Source organism: Pseudomonas sp. WS 5021 (assembly GCF_012985535.1).
In the GTDB taxonomy this organism is placed as follows: Bacteria; Pseudomonadota; Gammaproteobacteria; order Pseudomonadales; family Pseudomonadaceae; genus Aquipseudomonas.
The window spans coordinates 301,857-321,294 of record NZ_JAAQWP010000001.1 but is presented as its reverse complement, the minus strand read 5'-3'; the positions used below and the strand labels follow the sequence as shown (position 1 = coordinate 321,294).

15 protein-coding genes are annotated in these 19,438 nt (G+C 59.0%); 9 read left to right on the top strand and 6 right to left on the bottom strand.

Annotation, left to right across the window (positions count from 1 at the left end):
• Nucleotides 1-17 precede the first annotated feature (17 nt).
• The 6 genes from HBO19_RS01495 to HBO19_RS01470 form a co-directional block, all read right to left on the bottom strand.
• Nucleotides 18-1,976: a hypothetical protein gene (locus HBO19_RS01495; protein WP_170056772.1), complete on the bottom strand. Its 1,959-nt coding sequence runs from the start codon at nucleotides 1,974-1,976 to the stop codon at nucleotides 18-20.
• 223 nt (nucleotides 1,977-2,199) lie between these two features.
• A complete protein-coding gene (gene moaE / locus HBO19_RS01490) occupies nucleotides 2,200-2,646 on the bottom strand; it encodes a molybdopterin synthase catalytic subunit MoaE (RefSeq protein WP_169954539.1) in 447 nt (148 codons plus the stop codon).
• A gap of 2 nt (nucleotides 2,647-2,648) precedes the next feature.
• Entirely contained in the window at nucleotides 2,649-2,891 is a 243-nt protein-coding gene (gene moaD / locus HBO19_RS01485; protein WP_169954540.1) for a molybdopterin converting factor subunit 1, read from the bottom strand.
• Entirely contained in the window at nucleotides 2,888-3,361 is a 474-nt protein-coding gene (gene moaC / locus HBO19_RS01480; protein ID WP_170041779.1) for a cyclic pyranopterin monophosphate synthase MoaC, read from the bottom strand. The genes moaD and moaC overlap by 4 nt, the downstream gene beginning before the upstream one ends.
• Before the next feature lie 149 nt (nucleotides 3,362-3,510).
• On the bottom strand, nucleotides 3,511-4,905 hold the full coding sequence (locus HBO19_RS01475; protein WP_169954541.1) for a PhoH family protein: 1,395 nt from the start codon (nucleotides 4,903-4,905) through the stop codon (nucleotides 3,511-3,513).
• 323 nt (nucleotides 4,906-5,228) lie between these two features.
• Complete coding sequence (locus HBO19_RS01470; RefSeq protein WP_170056771.1) at nucleotides 5,229-6,353, bottom strand: polysaccharide deacetylase family protein; 1,125 nt, start codon at nucleotides 6,351-6,353, stop codon at nucleotides 5,229-5,231.
• 149 nt (nucleotides 6,354-6,502) lie between these two features.
• On the opposite strand from HBO19_RS01470, the gene yaaA reads away from it, so the two are divergent.
• The 9 genes from yaaA (at nucleotide 6,503) to HBO19_RS01425 (ending at nucleotide 19,435) form a co-directional block, all read left to right on the top strand.
• On the top strand, nucleotides 6,503-7,282 hold the full coding sequence (gene yaaA / locus HBO19_RS01465) for a peroxide stress protein YaaA (protein ID WP_170056770.1): 780 nt from the start codon (nucleotides 6,503-6,505) through the stop codon (nucleotides 7,280-7,282).
• A gap of 813 nt (nucleotides 7,283-8,095) precedes the next feature.
• Entirely contained in the window at nucleotides 8,096-9,412 is a 1,317-nt protein-coding gene (locus HBO19_RS01460; protein WP_170041778.1) for a nucleotide sugar dehydrogenase, read from the top strand.
• A 145-nt stretch (nucleotides 9,413-9,557) separates the two neighbouring features.
• A complete protein-coding gene (alg8, locus tag HBO19_RS01455; protein WP_169954569.1) occupies nucleotides 9,558-11,042 on the top strand; it encodes a mannuronan synthase in 1,485 nt (494 codons plus the stop codon).
• A 37-nt stretch (nucleotides 11,043-11,079) separates the two neighbouring features.
• On the top strand, nucleotides 11,080-12,249 hold the full coding sequence (locus tag HBO19_RS01450; RefSeq protein ID WP_169954545.1) for an alginate biosynthesis protein Alg44: 1,170 nt from the start codon (nucleotides 11,080-11,082) through the stop codon (nucleotides 12,247-12,249).
• A 164-nt stretch (nucleotides 12,250-12,413) separates the two neighbouring features.
• The gene (gene algK, locus HBO19_RS01445) at nucleotides 12,414-13,793 is read left to right on the top strand and encodes an alginate biosynthesis TPR repeat lipoprotein AlgK (RefSeq protein ID WP_170056769.1); all 1,380 of its coding nucleotides are present in this window, start codon (nucleotides 12,414-12,416) and stop codon (nucleotides 13,791-13,793) included.
• Nucleotides 13,790-15,277: an alginate export family protein gene (locus HBO19_RS01440; protein ID WP_169954547.1), complete on the top strand. Its 1,488-nt coding sequence runs from the start codon at nucleotides 13,790-13,792 to the stop codon at nucleotides 15,275-15,277. The genes algK and HBO19_RS01440 overlap by 4 nt, the downstream gene beginning before the upstream one ends.
• Nucleotides 15,277-16,866, top strand: coding sequence for a mannuronan 5-epimerase AlgG (algG, locus tag HBO19_RS01435; RefSeq protein ID WP_170056768.1), 1,590 nt, complete (start codon nucleotides 15,277-15,279; stop codon nucleotides 16,864-16,866). Before HBO19_RS01440 ends, algG begins: the two co-directional genes overlap by 1 nt.
• An 11-nt stretch (nucleotides 16,867-16,877) precedes the next feature.
• The gene (locus HBO19_RS01430) at nucleotides 16,878-18,326 is read left to right on the top strand and encodes an alginate O-acetyltransferase (RefSeq protein WP_169954549.1); all 1,449 of its coding nucleotides are present in this window, start codon (nucleotides 16,878-16,880) and stop codon (nucleotides 18,324-18,326) included.
• Nucleotides 18,327-18,334: 8 nt separating this feature from the next.
• Complete coding sequence (locus HBO19_RS01425) at nucleotides 18,335-19,435, top strand: mannuronate-specific alginate lyase (protein ID WP_169954550.1); 1,101 nt, start codon at nucleotides 18,335-18,337, stop codon at nucleotides 19,433-19,435.
• Nucleotides 19,436-19,438 lie beyond the last annotated feature (3 nt).

The window sequence follows — 19,438 nt, the reverse complement described above, 5'->3', positions numbered from 1 at the left end:
CATCAGAAATCGCACACTCATGCATCTCTCAGTTCTAAACTACGCCCACTGTCCGCCTTCTCTATAAAAAATCTATGCTCACATCCAAAATTATCCCAGACACGCAATGTACTTTTTGTATCACCTTCAACAATTGGATTTGTTGTCCAAATTTTCACTACACGAAAAATAGTAGACACAACATTGTATTCAATATAAGGATTACGAAAGTTTGCATTTTTCTGAACATCATGAGTCCGCAGCTTCAAGCCTGGCACATCTTTTTGCAAGACAACACCGGCCTTACAATACCGATATCCATCTCTGTTGATTCTTTGCGAAAATGACGTTTGAAAGTAATCACCCTCATCATTGACTTGCAAAGGGTTGTCAAGTCCCATCGTGGAGACAATCCTCAGTCCCGCCGGTGGATTATAATAAAAAACATCTGCGTCACTATTAGCATCATGCTGCGCATCAAAATCATGATAAACTGTCAAATCGCGCACGCTTAGACGGTATGGTCTAATCGGAAGAATATCAATTGAACTACCACCTGGAGTAGATATCGGATTAGTTGTATAAACAACCCCATCTATTATGATTCTGGCCATGAATTTTTGAGTTTCGATCGGAGTGGTCGAGTCGAAACGCATATACCGATCAATTATTTCTGAAAACGGTACCGAACCATTATCATCCGGGCCTATGTTGCGTTGCTCATCTTCCATGATGCCATCTCTCACCCAGCGTCCCGTGTCAAACATGTTTTTTTCAACATCACAAGACCATCCAGGCGGCAATACTTCGTGTACATTTGTTGAGTAACGTGTAATCGTCACACTAGCACGCTGCTCTGCAGTCAGTGGAACAGGACCTGCACCCTCGCGCTCCAATAGCACCTCGACCTGGACCTTGCACTGATGACGACCGTTGCTATAAAGAGCATCCGTCCAAGTTTGATTATTAGGAAGCTTTATCTTGAAATAGGTCAAGTTTAGGTTTGGCCCCTTATCTTTTATACGCAAGCCTTCATAGTTAGCACCGGCCGACTCCAATACAAACTGATGTAAGTTTCCAAAATTATCTATCAAACTCCATGTGCTATTCGAGTCGTGCGTAACATCAACTTTCAAAGCAAGAGATCGTGCCGTTATTGCCCTCATGATGGTCGGCCGCATATCAGTCCGCACATAATGGTTGTAAACCGGAACACCGTAAGGCTTGAATATATCCGACCGCATAACGGGAGAGTTCTCCTTATTAACAACTACACCCCCCTTATGGGGAGTGTTATTGCCCTGTTTTGCATAAGCGTAACCAGTCTGAAAATGGTCACCCTCGTAGTCCATATCCAACGGCCGATCAAGACCTTCTTGCGCAACGAACACCACCCCAGCAGGAGGAGTCCAATAATACACCGTCGCATAGAACGTTGTATCCGAAACTGCTGCATGTTTATACTCAACCAAATCTTTCACAGAGAGTCTAAATGGAACCACTGGCTGGAGGGTAACCGACGAATCAAAACCGCTATCTTCCGCCAACGACTTGGTTTTATAAACCTGACCGTTCAAAACCATACATGCTACAAGTCTGACTGACTCCATAGAGCCTTGCGAACTGAAACGCAAGTAACGAGAAACCCTCTGAACCAGGGGACCCGGATTATAATCAGTTGGTTTCAGTTCTACTTTTTTATCACCTTCCCAAAGCCCTTCACTGTAAATATTTTTTCTCTCATCACAACTCCAACCACTAGGTAAAAATCCTCCATCTTCTGAAAAAAACGAAACAACTCTGATACTTTCAATTTCTTCATCAGTTAATTCAGTACGCTCCCATACCCCAATTCTATTTGGGCACTCTTTTATTACTTCAACAACAACCTCACATTGATGGCGCCCGTTGGCATAAAGATTATCCGTAAAGTTCGAGCCATCCGGGCATGTAACCCTGAAATGGGAAAGCCTGGACAGTTTATTTTCCTCAGTCATTTTTTTCTCCCTGAAACTTTCATCTTCGATGAAGTACAATCGGAGGCATAACTACTTAATACAGCCTGGTTATCTCTAAAGGAAAACCCAATGCCCGTTAGTGTAATTAAGTATTAAAGGAGAATGACGAACAACTGTCAGAATTGACAGTTGTGCAGAACCTTTTGGCCTAAACCAAAGGTTTTATAGGTCAAATAGAGCTAGTAGTGGGTGCTGCTCGCCACTACCAGCGATCCGCCGCCGCATGATCACTGTCGCGCCCCTCCACCCAGCGCGGCCCCTCACTGGTGTTTTCCTTCTTCCAGAACGGCGCGCGGGTCTTGAGGTAGTCCATCACAAACGCACAGGCATCAAACGCCGCCTGGCGATGGGCACTGGCAGCCGCCACGAACACGATGGGCTCGCCAGGCTCCAGGGCGCCGATGCGGTGCAGCACTTCCAGCTTGAGCAGCGGCCAGCGCTGCTCAGCCTCGACAGCGATCTTGGCCAGGGCCTTTTCGGTCATGCCGGGGTAGTGTTCGAGGAACATCCCCGCCACATCGAGGCCGTCGTTGAAATCGCGTACATAGCCGACAAAGCTCACCACTGCGCCCACGCCTACATTGGCGGCGTGCATGGCGTTGACTTCGGCGCCGGGGTCAAAGGGTTGGGCTTGCACACGAATGGCCATGGTCAGCCTCCGGTCACGGGCGGGAAGAAGGCCACTTCATCGCCGGCCTGCAAAGGCTCGTCGAGGGCGCACAGTTCCTGGTTGCGCGCGCACATCAGGCTGGCCTCATTGAGCACCTCGAAGCCAGGATCTGCGGCCAGTGCCTGGCGCACGGCATCGACGGTGGCGAAGTCGCCTTCGACCTCCAGGGAGTCCAGGCCTACCGCCTCGCTGTAGCGTGCAAAAAACAGTACGTGGATGCTCATGCCTGGTCCGCCTTGAAATGCCCGCTCTTGCCGCCAAGCTTTTCCAGCAGGCGGATGTTCTCGATGGTCATGCCACGGTCCACCGCCTTGCACATGTCGTAGATGGTCAGTGCGGCGACACTGGCGGCCGTCAGCGCTTCCATTTCCACGCCGGTCTGCCCGGACAGTTTGCAGCGGGCGATGATGTGTACGGTATTTTCCCCTTCGGCGGCCAGCTCAACCTTGACGCCCGTCAACATCAGCGGATGGCACAGGGGGATCAGGTCGCTGGTTTTCTTCGCCGCCTGGATCCCGGCGATGCGGGCCACGGCGAACACATCGCCCTTGGGGTGGGCGCCGTCGACGATCATTTGCAGGGTCTGGGGCAGCATGCGCACCCGCGCTTCGGCCACGGCTTCACGGAACGTCACGTTTTTGTCGGTGACGTCGACCATATGGGCACGGCCCTGGGAATCGAGATGAGTCAGCACGGGGATACTCCTGATCAGAAGCCCCCGATTGTAAACCCAACGCAGATCAAAAGGTGGGAGCTGGCTTACCTGCGATAGGAGCGCGTCAGTCAACTTATCATCGACTGACCCACCGCTATCGCGGGCAAGCCCGCTCCCACACTGGGCGGTTACAGGTGGGATTCGGCGTATTCAGCCAGAATCGAGCGAGGGACGCCCTGCAAGGCGATGTGCACGCCGTTCGGGAAATCCTTGAAGCGTTCCGTCAGGTAGGTCAGCCCGGAGCTGGTCGCGGACAGGTAAGGGGTGTCGATCTGCGCCAGGTTGCCCAGGCACACCACTTTGGAACCGGCGCCGGCACGGGTGATGATGGTTTTCATCTGGTGCGGGGTGAGGTTCTGGCATTCATCGATCAAAATCAGGCTCTGCTGGAAGCTGCGACCTCGAATGTAGTTGAGGGATTTGAACTGCAACGGCACTTTGCTGAGGATGTAGTCGACGCTGCCATGGGTGTTTTCGTCATCCATGTGCAAGGCTTCGAGGTTGTCGGTGATCGCCCCCAGCCACGGTTCCATTTTTTCCGCTTCGGTGCCGGGCAAAAAGCCGATCTCCTGGTCCAGGCCCTGCACACTGCGGGTGGCGATGATGCGGCGATAACGCTTGGTGACCATGGTCTGCTCGATGGCCGCCGCCAGGGCGAGGATGGTCTTGCCCGAACCCGCCGCGCCGGTCAGGTTGACCAGGTGGATGTCCGGGTCGAGCAACGCGTACAGCGCCAGGCTCTGGTAGATATCACGCGGTTTCAGACCCCAGGCTTCCTGGTGCAACAGGGGTTCCTGATGAAGGTCGAGGATCAGCAGCTTGTCGACCTGGATCTCTTTGATCCAGCCTACAAAACCCTGTTCGTCGATGATGAATTCATTGATATGCACCGCCGGCAAGTTGTCGGTCAGCTGTACCTGGTGCCAGGTGCGGCCATGGTCCTGGCGGGTCTCGACCTTGCTGACGCGGTCCCAGAACGAGCCGGTCATGGTGTGATAACCACGGGACAGCATCGATACGTCGTCGACCAGTTGGTCGGTACTGTAGTCCTCGGCGGCGATCCCACACGCTCGTGCCTTGAGGCGCATATTGATGTCTTTGGTCACCAGCACCAGGCGCAGGTCCTTGTCACGTGCGTGCAGGTCGATCAGTTGGTTGATGATCTTGTTGTCGTTGAGGTTTTCCGGCAGCAGGCTGTTGGGTTCGCTGCGCTTGCTCATCAGGATCGACAGCAAGCCCTTGGGCCCGCTCTTGCCACGCTGGATCGGTACGCCGACTTCCACATCCTCGGGCGAGGCTTCGCCCAGGGTCTTGTCGATCAGGCGGATCGCCTGGCGACATTCGGCGGCAACGCTGTGGTGCCCGCTTTTGAGTTTGTCGAGTTCCTCGAGCACGATCATTGGGATGGCGACGTGGTGTTCTTCGAAATTGAGCAACGCGTTTGGATCGTGGATCAATACATTGGTATCAAGCACATAAAGGATTGGCTGGTCGGAAGAAGGGTTACGTCCATGATCATCCATACTCGGTCACCTTTGTGGGAGCCAGTCGACGCAATACCACAACAGTGCTGCGCCTCGATTCGACCGCCGAACACACCGCAAAGGGAGTCTGGGAAGACGCCACCTGTGGTGCAGGTTTCGGCGATCTGCCTTCGTAATACCGCAAAACCCATGACAGGAAAAAGCACTTTGACGCTTTTTTGAAGTTTATTTTTCAGGATGACGAATAGCACTGGCGGGCCGCCACACACACCGCTAAAGTCGGAAGTCCGCCTGCATCGAAATGTCGCAGCAAATCACCCCGAAACGCCATCATCCCCAACAGGGCCGGGCCTTTGCGCTTTTCAGCGAAACGCCTCCCGACAGTCCTGCCAGCCCAGTCCACTTTGCGCCGTTGCCTGGAGCAACAGCGGCAATGCGACCCGCGCCTTGTCCTGGGTGTCGTGGAACACAATCACCCCTTTGCGCCACAACAGCATCAGCGTCAGCACCCGCTGGGCCGACTCGTCGGCCTTGAGCTGGCCGGGCTCGTCCTGGGAGTCGATATCCCATAGCGCCACTTGCAGGCCCTGGCCCTGGAAGAAGCCCTGGCTGTCAGCCCGCCGCTGGCCGTAGGGCGGGCGAAACAGCGGCACGTAGTTTTCCGGCAACAGGTTCTGGGTCAGTGATGCCGTGCGGGTGATCGAACTTTGCCAGTCGACCCAATGGCTATGGGAGCGGTACTGCCAGCCCTGGATGCCCACGCACTGGCCCTGGTACAACGCCTGCATATCGGCGGGCGAGGTCTTTTCCAGGCGGGTTTGCAGGCTATTGCCGAGGGCAAAAAAGGTCGCGGTCATTTTTTGCTTGCGCAGGTAGTCGGCCAGCCAGTCGGTATTACCGCTGATCGGTGACGGGCCGCCATCGAAGGTCAGTAAAAACAGGCGGTCATTGAGTTCATCACCGTTGCGCTCGAAATCGCCAAAACGTGCGACTTCGCTGCTGATCTGTGGAAACAGGGCCGCCTTGCGCAACAGCTCGTCCAGGTAGCGCTGGTGAAACGCGCGGCTGGGGCCGGCCCAGCCTATATAGAAGGACTGCTCGCCCACCGCGAACTTGCCGGCCTGCTCGCGCAGGTCGTCCATGTTGTCCACCAGGTAGCAGAACGAGGCGTCCTGCTCGCAGCTTTGCTGGGCAAATCCGTAGTTTTCCAGCAACCGTTGCCAGAGGTGGCGACGCAGGTCGTCGATGGCCCCCTGATTGATGATCTTCAGCCCCAGGCGCTGCTTGAGGGCCGGCTCATCCAGGGCCTCGCTGGCCAGCAGCGCGTTGGCGAACATGAGGATTTCGGCGCGTGACGCCACATCGAACAGCGCCGGGCTGCTGAGTTTTTCCGGCCAGGTGCCGCGGTCCAGGCTCGCGACAGCCACACTGGCCGCCTGGGCACCCAGGCAGGTCAGCCAGGCGCACAACAAAAGCGCAATTCGCACAACGGGTCTCCCCCTCCAGAGTCGTCGGCCACTATAGCCGATGAGCCGGCTTACCGGTGCCGACAGAGAATGGGTGGCTATTGACGCGATAGGTGGAGTCGAAGGCCCCAACCCCCTAGAATCCCCCGACGATTACAGGAGACGACTTCATGCTGATGGTGATTTCCCCAGCCAAAACCCTCGATTTCGAGAGCCCGCCTGCGACCCAGCGCTTTACCCAGCCGCAATACCTGGACCACTCCCAAGCGTTGATCGAGCAGTTGCGCGAGCTGAGCCCGGCGCAGATCAGTGAACTGATGCATGTTTCCGACAAGATCGGCGGCCTCAACGCCGCGCGTTTCGGCAGTTGGACCCCCGCCTTCACCCCGGCCAATGCCAAGCAGGCGCTGCTGGCCTTCAAGGGCGACGTCTACACCGGCCTCAACGCCCAGACTTTCAACGACGCCGACTTCGCCTACGCCCAGGATCACCTGCGCATGCTCTCGGGCCTGTACGGCCTGCTGCGCCCGCTGGACCTGATGATGCCGTACCGCCTGGAGATGGGCACCAAGCTGGCCAATGCCCGTGGCAAGGACCTGTACGCCTTCTGGGGCACACGCATCAGCGAATGGCTCAACGAAGCCCTGGCCGAGCAAGGCGACGACGTGCTGTTGAACCTGGCCTCCAACGAATACTTCTCGGCGGTCAAGCGCCCGGCCCTCAACGCGCGGATCATCAACACCGAGTTCAAGGACCTGAAGAACGGCCAGTACAAGATCATCAGCTTCTACGCCAAGAAAGCCCGGGGCATGATGAGCCGCTTCGTCATCGAAGAACGCATCAACGACCCGGCGCAGCTCAAGCAGTTCGACGTACAGGGCTATCGCTTCAGTGCCGAACAGTCCAAGCCGGACAACCTGGTGTTTTTGCGCGACCACGCACCGCAATAGGTCACCAATACAGCGCAAATCCAATGTGGGAGCTGGCTTGCCAGCTCCCACATTTTTATCTGCATTTCCCCAATGAAATCGTCATTAATTTGACGTCAAAAATATTTCTTCAGAATTCCTAACGTTTCTTTCACTCGACATTCGTCAGTTTTTTTCGTAGTGGCACCACTTTTTTAAAACAGTAGTGGCATAAAACTATATCCCCGCGCCAACTCCCTATAACCACTAGCCCAATCCGCAAGTGCTATCAATATAGTACTAGTGCCATCTTTCCTAATATTTCAAGAAATTTCGAGAAACAGGATGAGCGGCCCGGAACTATGTCTTCCAGGGCCGCTCATACCACCGGTAACGATTATCTCTGTTCTTGTGCGATATGACTTACACAGCGACCAAAAGAAGTAGTGAAGTTGTCACATACAACTATGACTCTTCGGTCTAATTACCAACTGTTTAGTTGAGGGCGGGCGATAAGGTTGCATGACCATCCCCTACAAGGCCAAGGCTAAGCCTACCCGAATGGGCCAGTGAGACAACCCAAGACATTGATAGATAAGGGCTTCACGTCCATATCAAGGCATTGCGGCACTGGCGCCAGACCCTTCTCACCGAAGGCTGGCTGCATTTCAGGGCAAGCCCCAACAACAAGGCCAAGTTGCGCACAACTTGAGTGCATTAGTTAGTCACTCGACTTTTAACATGCCTGTACATGGCAATGCTGTGTCTATTCACGGCATTACCCAGTGCATGAGTGACGCTTGAAAACATGAACTCCGGCCATCTAATGGCGTGATTAAGATAGAGGTAAATGCGATGCGCATCAGCATATTTGGTTTGGGTTACGTGGGTGCAGTATGTGCCGGTTGCCTGTCTGCACGGGGCCACGAAGTGGTCGGCGTGGATATTTCCAAGGATAAGATCGACCTGATCAACGCGGGCAAATCCCCCATCGTTGAACCCGGCCTGGGCGAACTGTTGAGCCAGGGCATTGCCACCGGCCGGTTGCGCGGTACCACCAACTTCGCCGACGCCATCCGCGATACCGACCTGTCGATGATCTGTGTGGGCACGCCGAGCAAGAAAAACGGCGACCTGGAACTCAACTACATCGAAGCGGTATGCCGCGAGATTGGTTTTGTCCTGCGTGACAAGACCACCCGCCACACCATCGTGGTGCGCAGCACCGTGTTGCCCGGCACCGTGGCCAACGTAGTGATCCCGATCCTCGAAGACTGCTCGGGCAAAAAAGCCGGGGTCGACTTCGGTGTCGCGGTCAACCCGGAGTTCCTGCGCGAATCCACCGCCATCGCCGACTACGACCAGCCACCGATGACCGTGATCGGCGAACTGGACAAAGCCTCGGGCGACGTCCTGCAGTCGCTGTACGAAGAACTCGACGCTCCGATCATCCGCAAGGACATCGCCGTTGCCGAGATGATCAAGTACACCTGCAACGTGTGGCACGCCACCAAGGTCACCTTCGCCAACGAGATCGGCAACATCGCCAAGGCGGTCGGCGTGGATGGTCGCGAAGTGATGGAAGTGGTCTGCCAGGACAAGACCCTCAACCTGTCCCAGTACTACATGCGCCCAGGCTTTGCGTTCGGCGGCTCGTGCCTGCCAAAAGACGTGCGCGCCCTGACCTACCGCGCCAGCTCCCTGGATGTGGAGGCGCCGCTGCTCAACTCGCTGATGCGCAGCAACGAATCCCAGGTGCAGAACGCCTTCGACATCGTCTCCAGCCACGACAAGCGCAAAGTCGCCCTGCTGGGCCTGAGCTTCAAGGCCGGCACCGATGACCTGCGCGAGAGCCCACTGGTGGAACTGGCGGAAATGCTGATCGGCAAGGGCTTTGACCTGAGCATCTACGACAGCAACGTCGAATACGCCCGTGTGCATGGGGCCAACAAGGACTACATCGAAGGCAAGATCCCCCACGTGTCGTCCCTGCTCAACTCGGACTTCGACGATGTGATCAACAGCAGCGACGTGATCATCCTCGGCAACCGCGACGAGAAATTCCGCGCCCTGGCCCAACAAGCCCCGCACGGTAAGCAAGTGATCGACCTGGTGGGCTTCATGTCCCAGGCCACCAGCGTCAATGGGCGTACCGAAGGCATTTGCTGGTAAGCGCGCTGATCGCCGGCAAGCCGGCTCCTACAGGTCGCGCATGTCATGTAGGAGCCGGCTCGCCGGCGATGGCGCCCCACTGCAAGCCTGCCACAACCCCATCGGGCCACCCCACAGGCTCGCCCGAGACTCCAGACGGATGCAGATTATGCACAGGCTAAAGCACGGCCTCCTTCAGGCCGCCGGTTGGCTGTTGTTTTTAAGCGTGTTGATGTGCCTGGCCCTGGCGTTGCCGGCGAGCACATTCGACTCGCAGTCGAAGAATTTCATTTTCCTGATTGGCGCCGTTGGCATCTGGCGCTACTCCATGGGCGCTACGCACTTTGTGCGCGGCATGCTGTTCCTGTACGTGGTCTACCCGCACCTGCGGCGTAAAGTGCGCAAGCTGGGCAAGGCGGCGGACCCCTCCCACGTATTCCTGATGGTCACCAGCTTTCGCATCGACGCATTGACCACGGCCCAGGTCTACAGCTCGGTGATTCGCGAGGCTATCGAGTGCGGCTTCCCCACCACCGTGGTCTGCTCGCTGGTGGAAATGTCCGATGAACTGCTGGTCAAGAGCCTCTGGGAAAAGATGAACCCACCGGCTCACGTCAAGCTCGACTTCGTGCGCATCGCCGGCACCGGCAAGCGCGATGGCCTGGCCTTTGGTTTCCGCGCCATCTCCCGCCACCTGCCGGACGACCGCGCCGTGGTGGCGGTGATCGATGGCGACACCGTGCTCGCCGAAGGCGTGGTACGCAAGACCGTGCCGTGGTTCCAGCTGTTCGGCAATGTCGGCGGCTTGACCACCAACGAGTTCTGCGAAGTGCGCGGCGGCTACATCATGAGCGAGTGGCACAAACTGCGCTTCGCCCAGCGCCACATCAACATGTGCTCCATGGCCCTGTCCAAGCGCGTGCTGACCATGACCGGGCGCATGTCGGTGTTCCGTGCCAGCGTGGTCACCGACCCCGGTTTTATCGCCGACGTGGAAAGCGACTCGCTGCAACACTGGCGCCTGGGCCGCTTCAAGTTCCTCACCGGCGATGACAAGTCCAGCTGGTTCAGCCTGATGCGCCTGGGCTACGACACCTTCTACGTGCCCGATGCAGCGATCAACACCGTCGAGCATCCACCGGAAAAGAGCTTTATCAAGGCCAGCCGCAAGCTGATGTTCCGCTGGTACGGCAACAACCTGCGCCAGAACTCCCGGGCCCTGGGCCTGGGTATGGGCCGACTGGGCCTGTTCACCAGCGTGGTGCTGTTCGACCAGCGCGTGTCGATGTGGACCTCCCTGCTCGGCCTGACCGTGGCGATCATCGCCACCTTCAAGTACGGCGGAGCGTTCATCCTCGCTTACCTTTTGTGGATTGGTATCACGCGCCTGATCCTGACCCTGTTGCTGTCGTGCTCGGGCCACAAGATCGGCCCCGCCTACCCGGTGATTCTCTATTACAACCAGATCATGGGCGCGCTGGTGAAGATCTACGTGTTCTTCCGCCTCGATCAACAATCCTGGACCCGCCAGGACACCAAACTGACCCGTGATTTGGAAAGCGCACAGCGTTGGTTCAACACCTGGTCGTCTCGGACCATGACCTTCTCCGCCGGCAGCATTTTCGTCGCCGTGTTGCTGATGATGGTCTGACCCTGCCAAGCCTGAATTAACTTAAGGAAATGCCCTGATGAACAGTCAAGTAAACGCCAATGTTGTCCACGAATCCGAAGCCCAGCGCCAACACGCCCGGGTCAAAATCCCGGCCAAGCTGCGCTTCTTCGGCGCCGACCGCACCCCCATGGAAGTACGGGTCATCGACCTGTCCGCCGGCGGCCTGGCCTTCAATGCCGCCCAGCAACCGCTGAAGGTTGGCGATGTGCATAAGGCGCGCCTGCAATTTGTCATCGACAACCTCGGCCTGGCGATGGACGTGGAGCTGTTGATCCGCTCCCACGACCGCCAGACCGGCCGCACCGGCTGCCAGTTCCAGAACCTGGATGCCCAGGATATTTCCACCCTGCGCCACCTGATCACTTCGCACCTGTCCGGCGATATCGTGACCATGGGCGATGTACTGGCAACCTTGCAGCGCGACAACTTCACCAAGGCACGCAAGGTCAAGGACAGCGGCAGCGGCATGACCGCCTTTGGCCGCCTGCGCGCCGTGACCTTCAGCCTGGCGATCTTCCTGGTGGGCCTGGCGGCATTCGGTTTTGTGTTCAAGTCGGTGTACGGCATGTACTTCGTCAGCCACGCCCAGGCCGGCCTGGTCAGCGTGCCAGGCATGAACGTCACGATGCCCCGCGACGGCACCGTGCAAAGCCTGATCAAGGACAACGGGGTTGCCGCCAAAGGCGCGCCATTGGCGACCTTCAGCACCAGCATGCTGGATGTGCTCAAGGGCCACCTGGACGAAGACCAGTTGCAACCGGCCAAGGTCGAAGAGCTGTTCGGCAAGCAAATGACCGGCACCCTGACCTCGCCCTGCGATTGCATCGTCGCCCAGCAACTGGTGGCCGACGGTCAATACGCGAGCAAGGGTGATGTGATCTTCCAACTGGTGCCGCGCGGCAGCCAGGCGAATGTCGAGGCGCGTTTCTCCTATCGCCAGTTCGGTGATGTGCGCCCAGGCACCCCGGTGAGCTTCCAGGTCGCCGATGAGGAACAGACCCGCACCGGCACCATCGTCAGCAGCACCAGCCTCAACAGCGCCGACCTGTCCTCGGATATCCGCGTGCAGATCAAGCCCGATGCCCCGCTGGACAGCGCCTATGCCGGCCGCCCGGTAGAAGTGACGAGCGACCGTGGCCCGTCCCTGAACTGGCTGATTGATAAAGCCATGGCTGCTGGTTTGTAAGCGAGGATTTGCCTGTGAACCCTATTTCAAGAACAACACAACCCTTGTGGGAGCCCACTTCTGTGGGAGCCGGGCTTGCCCGCGATAGCATCGACTCGGTGCAGCAGGCAAGCCGAGTCGCGCGCATCGCAGGCAAGCCAGCTCCTACAAAAGCTCGCTCCCCCATGCGACCTGTGGCGCTGCTGGCATTGGCCGTCACACTGGCCGGTTGCGCCGGCCTGCCCGACCAGCGCCTGGCCAATGAAGCCCTCAAGCGTGGCGACACCGCCACCGCCGCACAGAATTACCAGCAACTGGCAGAACTGGGCTACAGCGAAGCCCAGGTCGGCCTGGCCGATATCCAGGTCGGCAGCCGCGACCCGGCGCAGATCAAGCAAGCCGAAGCCACCTACCGCGCGGCCGCCGATATCTCGCCCCGCGCCCAGGCCCGTCTCGGCCGCCTGCTGGTGGCCAAGCCCGGCGCCACCGAAGCCGAACACCGTGAAGCCGAAGGCCTGTTGAAAAAAGCCTTTGCCAATGGCGAAGGCAACACCCTGATCCCCCTGGCCATGCTGTACCTGCAATACCCCCACGATTTCCCCAGCATCAACGCGCAGCAGCAGATCGATACCTGGCGCACCGCCGGCTATCCGGAAGCAGGTCTGGCGCAGGTGCTGCTGTACCGCACCCAGGGCACCTACGACCAGCACCTGGATGACATCGAAAAAATCTGCAAGGCCGCGCTCAGCAGCACCGATATCTGCTACGTCGAACTGGCCACCGTCTACCAGAAGCGCGAGCAGCCGCAGCCACAGGCCGAACTGCTCAAGCAGATGCAAGCCGGCTACAGCCGTGGCACCGTCAGCGCCCAGCGGGTCGACAGTGTGGCCCGTGTGCTGGGTGATGCGTCACTCGGCAAGACGGACGAAAAGACCGCCCAGGCCCTGCTGGAAAAAATCGCCCCCGGCTACCCGGCGTCCTGGGTCAGCCTCGCGCAGCTGCTCTACGACTTCCCGGAACTGGGCGACGTCGAGCAAATGATGAAGTACCTCGACAACGGCCGCGCCGCCGACCAGCCCCGCGCCGAACTGCTGCTGGGCAAGCTCTACTACGAAGGCAAGTGGGTGCCGGCCGATGCCAAGGCCGCGCAAGCGCACTTTCAGAAAGCCCAGGGCCGGGAAGTGGCCGCCGATTACTACCTCGGCCAGATCTACCGCCGTGGCTACCTGGGCCAGGTCTACCCGCAAAAAGCCCTGGATCACTTGCTGACCGCCGCGCGCAACGGCCAGAACAGCGCCGACTTTGCTATCGCCCAGCTGTTTTCCCAAGGCAAGGGCACCCAGCCCGACCCGCTCAACGCCTATGTGTTCAGCCAACTGGCCAAAGCCCAAAACACGCCGCAAGCCAATGAACTGGCCGCGCAACTCGAACAACAACTGCCGCCTGCCCAGCGCGCCGAGGGCCAGCGCCTGCTGCAACAAGAGCTGGCCGCCCGTGGCGCCTTGAGCCAAAGCGCGCTGCAACTGCACGCCCTGCAAGAAGATGACGGCGAGGAAACCCTATGAAACTCAATCCATTCGTCAAGGCCGGTATTGGCCTGACCTTCGCCCTGCTGTGGTCGTGCCCGACCCTGGCCGCGCTGACCGAAGACAAGAACTTCGGCCTGGAAGTGAAAGTCACCGGCCAGTCCGAAGATGACCGCGACCTCGGCACCCAGCGCGGCGGCGACGTCAACGGCATCGGTCTGGATGTACGCCCGTGGATCTATGGTGAGCGCGGCGCGTGGAGCGCCTACGCCATGGGCCAGGCGGTGGCGTCCAGCGACATCATCGAGACCGACACCCTGCAACAGTCCGATGGCGACACCACCGAGCAATCGAGCAACAACGACCGCAAGACCAAGAAGAACTACCTGGCCCTGCGCGAGTTCTGGGTCGGCTACAGCGGCTTCACCCCCTACCCTGGCGAGATCCTCAAGCTGGGCCGCCAACGCCTGCGCAATGACGACGGGCAATGGCGCGACACCAATATCGAAGCGCTGAACTGGACCTTCGACACCACCCTGCTCAAGGCCAATGTCGGCGCCGCCGAGCGCTTCAGCGAGTACCGCACCGACCTCAAGGAACTGTCCCCCGAAGACAAGGACCGCCAGCACTTCTACGCCGACGCGGCCTACCAGTGGACCCCGGGCCACTGGGTTGGCGTGCGCGGCCATCACAGCCATGACGACGGCAAGCTCGACTACCCGCAACCGGGCGTGGCCGCCGACTCATTGGACAAGCGCCAGAACGGCGACCTGACCTGGCTCGGCCTGGAGGCCAACAGCGACGCCTATAACTGGCGCAACACCAACAGCGTCAACTACTGGGCCAGCGTCACCGGCATGCAGGGCGAGCGCAGCAACGTCAACGCGTTGAACGCCGACGGCAGCCGCCCGGCCAACGCCAAGCGCAATACCGATGTGGATGGCTGGGCCACCGACCTCGGTGTGCGCCTGCGCCTCGACCCGCAGTGGCAAGTGGGTGCGGCCTATGCCCGCGCCAGCGCCGACTACGAACAGAACGGCCTGCAAAGCAACCGCTCGAACTTCACCGGCACGCAATCGCGGGTGCATCGTTTTGGCGAGGCGTTTCGCGGCGAGATGAACAACATGCAGTCCATGAGCCTGTTCGGTTCCTGGCAGTTGCGCGACGACTACGACGCCAGCCTGGTCTACCACAAGTTCTGGCGTGTCGACGGTAACAAGCCGGTGGGCAGCAATGGCATCGACGCGGTGCAGAACAACTACGACGACGTCACCGGCGCCGTGCTGTCCAGCGCCTCCCTGCCTTTGGAAGACGGCAAGAAAGACCTCGGCCAGGAGATGGACCTGGTGGTCACCAAGTACTTCAAGAAGGGCCTGCTGCCCGCCGCCCTCAGCCAGTCGATCGACGAACCGTCGGCCCTGGTGCGCTTTCGTGGCGGCGTGTTCAAACCGGGCGACGCCTATGGCAAGCAAGTCGACTCGTACATGCACCGCGCCTTTGTCGATGTGATCTGGCGTTTCTGATGGGAGCCTGCGCAATGAATCCTCACGCCCTCAAAGGCTCGGCCCTGCTCGCTGCGGCAATGCTGCTGGCGTGCGCCCCGGCCTTTGCCAATGTCGAGCCGCAGGTCAAGGCGCCCACCATCGCCAAGGAACTGCAACAGGCCAAGACCTACACCATCACCAGCCCGCCCACCGCGCCGCTGGAGCTGGCCAAGCCGACACTGCCGGACCTCTCGGGCTACACCGCACAAGCCGTGGCGAAGAAAATCGTGCGCAGCAAGGCCGGCAAGGTCAGCGTGCGCCGGATGATGCAGGAAAACGCCCTCAAGGACTTTATCGGCGGCGACAACAAGATGGCCGAATGGGTGGTGCGCCAGCACGGCATTCCCCAGGCGATCTTTATCGACGACGGCTACATGAACCTCAAGGACCTGCTCCAGAAAGTGCCCAAGCAATACCTGAGCGAAACCTCGCCCGGCGTGTTCCTGGCCAAGCTACCGATTGTGGTCGGCGAAAAAGGCATCCTCGAAATCGATCAACAGACCCAGGAACTGCGCCTGTCCCAGGAGGCCGGCGCGTTCCTGGTCAACGACGGCCAGCTGTTTGTGCGCGACACCAAGATCACCGGCTGGCGCGAGAAAACCAACGGCCCGGCGACCTTCCGCTCGCCCAAGGAATTCCGCCCGTTCCTGCTGGCCTGGGGCGGCACCCAGACCTACATCGTCAACAGCAAGATGGCCAGCTTCGGCTATGCCAACAGCAAGTCCTATGGCGTGAGTATTTCCCAGTACACGCCGAACATGGCCAAGATCCTCAAGCGCCCGGAGCCCACCGGCTGGATCGTCGATTCCGAGTTCTCGGACATGTGGTACGGCTTCTACTGCTACGAAACCACCGGCTTTGTGATCAAGGGCAGCACCTACAAAGACAACATCGTCTACGGCATCGACCCCCACGACCGTTCCCACGGCCTGATCATTGCCGACAACACTGTGTACGGCACCAAGAAGAAGCACGGCATCATTATTTCCCGTGAGGTCAACGACAGCTTCATCTTCAACAACCGCAGCTACGACAACAAGCTTTCGGGCCTGGTGATCGACCGTAACAGCGTGAACAACCTGATCGCCGACAACGAGATCTACCGCAACCACACCGACGGCATCACCCTCTATGAGAGCGGCGACAACCTGCTGTGGGGCAACAAGGTGATCAGCAACCGCCGCCACGGTATTCGTATCCGTAACAGCGTGAACATCCGCCTGTACGAGAACCTCGCCATGGCCAACGGCCTGACCGGCGTCTACGGCCATATCAAGGACCTGACCGACACCGACCGCGACATCGAGCTCGACCCGTTCGACACCAAGGTCTCGCTGATCGTGGTCGGCGGCGAGCTGGCGGCCAATGGCAGCGGGCCGCTGTCCATCGACTCGCCGCTGAGCATCGAGCTGTACCGCGTGTCGATGCTCGCGCCGACCAAATCCAGTGGCATCAGCTTCTCCGGCGTTCTGGGCGAGCGCCAGGAAGAGATTCTCGACTTGCTGGTACGCCAGAAAAAAGCCGTGCTGATCGACCCTGTCGAACGCCAGACCCCATTGCAGGACTGAGGATGACCTTTATGCACCCACACATGATCAAGCTGCTCAGCCTCTCGGGTTTGACCCTCGGCATCCTGGCCGCCAGCAGCGGCGTGCGCGCCGATGAAGCCAAGGCGCCGAGCTTTACCGCCGAGCCGTGCTGCAACCTGTGCCCCGAGGCTCACGACGCAAAGAACTACACCACCCGCTACCAGCAGAATTTCACCACCCTGGTACAGGCCCAGGGCGACTGGCTGTTCCGTACCCAGGAAGACCTGCGCACCGAATTCGACACCACCCCGGCCGGCTACAAACGCATGCAGCAACTGCACGACGCGTTCAAGAGCAAGGGCGTGGAACTGGTGGTGGTCTACCAGCCGACCCGTGGCCTGGTGAACCGCAACAAGCTCAACCCGGCAGAGAAAGCGCGCTTTGACTTCGACAAAGCCCTGGGCAACTACAAGAGCATGCTCGGGCGTTTTGCCAAGATGGGCTATGTGGTGCCGGACCTGTCGCCGCTGACCAACGAGCAATTACCGGACGAACTGCCGGCCCATGACTTCTACTTCCGTGGCGACCAGCACTGGACCCCCTATGGCGCCCAGCGCACTGCGAAAATCGTTGGCGCCAAAGTGCGCGCCATGCCTGAATTCGCCGGGATCCCCCAGCGCGAATTCGAGACCAAGAAATCCGGGCGCATGGGCAAGACCGGCACCCTGCACAACATGGCAGGGCAACTGTGCGGCACCAGCTACGCGATCCAGTACATGGACCAGTTCAGCACCGAGCCCAAGGGCGAAGCGGCGGACGGCGACCTGTTCGGCGACTCCGGCAACCCGCAGATCACCCTGGTGGGCACCAGCCACAGCGGCAAGAACTACAACTTCGCAGGTTTCCTGGAACAGGAAATCGGTGCCGACATCCTTAACGTCGCCTTCCCCGGCGGCGGCCTGGAAGGCTCGATGATCCAATACCTGGGCAGCGAAGAGTTCCAGAAAAGCCCACCGAAGATTCTGATCTGGGAATTCTCGCCGCTGTATCGCCTGGACCAGGAAACCATCTACCGCCAGATGATGGCCCTGCTCGACAACGGCTGCGAAGGCAAGCCGGCGCAGATGAGCGCCAGCACCACCCTCAAGCCGGGCAAGAACGAGTTGATGGTCAACAGCAAGAACATGGACCTGCGCAACAGCCGTCACCAGGTCGACATTCGCTTCGCCGATCCCTCGGTGAAAACCCTGCAAGCCACCCTCTGGTACATGAACGGGCGCCACGAGGACATCAAGATCGACAAACCCGAGACATCCGAGACAGACGGGCGTTTCGCCTTTGAACTGCGCACCGATGAAGACTGGGCCTCGCAGAACCTGCTGGCCGTGGAAGTGCAGGGCCCCGAAGCGGGTGCTGCAGCGCAGAAAGTCGAAGCGAAAATTTGCACACGCAACGTATTCCCAGCGGGTGGTCAACAGACTGCCTCTGCCGGGCAATGAGGTTACCTATGCAGAAGTTATTGATTCCAACGTTGCTCGGCCTGGCGATGTTTGCCGGCCACGTCAACGCCGCCGCACCGCTGCGTCCGCCCCAGGGCTACTTCGCGCCGATTGAAGCGTTCAAGACCGGCGACTTCAAGAACGACTGCGACGCCATGCCCACGCCCTACACCGGCTCGCTGCAGTTTCGCAGCAAATACGAAGGCTCCGACAAAGCCCGCTCGACCCTGAATGTGCAGTCGGAAAAAGCCTTTCGCGACAGCACCGCCGATATCACCAAGCTGGAAAAAGACACCAGCAAGCGGGTGATGCAGTTCATGCGCGACGGTCGCCCGGAGCAATTGCAATGCACGTTGAACTGGCTGGTGAGCTGGGCCAAGGCCGATGCATTGATGTCCAAGGACTTCAACCACACCGGCAAGTCGATGCGCAAATGGGCGCTGGGCAGCATGGCGTCGGCCTATGTGCGCCTGAAGTTTTCCGAGTCGCAACCGCTGGCCAAGTACCCGCAGCAATCGCAGTTGATCGAAGCCTGGTTCAACAAACTGGCCGAGCAAGTGGTCAGCGACTGGGACAACCTGCCCCTGGAAAAAACCAACAACCACTCGTACTGGGCCGCCTGGTCGGTGATGGCCACGTCCGTCGCCACCAACCGTCGCGACCTGTTCGATTGGGCAGTGAAGGAATACAAGGTCGGCGCCAACCAGGTTGACGCCCAGGGCTACCTGCCCAATGAACTCAAGCGCCAGCAACGGGCCTTGGCCTACCACAACTATGCGCTGCCGCCACTGGCGATGATCGCCAGTTTCGCCCTGGTCAACGGCGTGGATGTACGCCCGGAAAACAACGGCGCGCTCAAGCGCCTGGGCGACAAGGTGCTGGCCGGGGTCAAGGATCCGCAGCTGTTCGAGCAGAAGAACGGCAAGGAACAGGACATGCAGGATCTGGAGCAGGACTCGAAATTCGCCTGGCTCGAGCCCTTCTGCACCCTCTACACCTGCGCCCCGGAGGTACTGGAGCGCAAGCACAAGATGCAGCCGTTCAAGACCTTCCGCCTGGGTGGCGACCTGACCAAGGTCTACGACCCGGCGCATGAAAAAGGCAGTTGATGG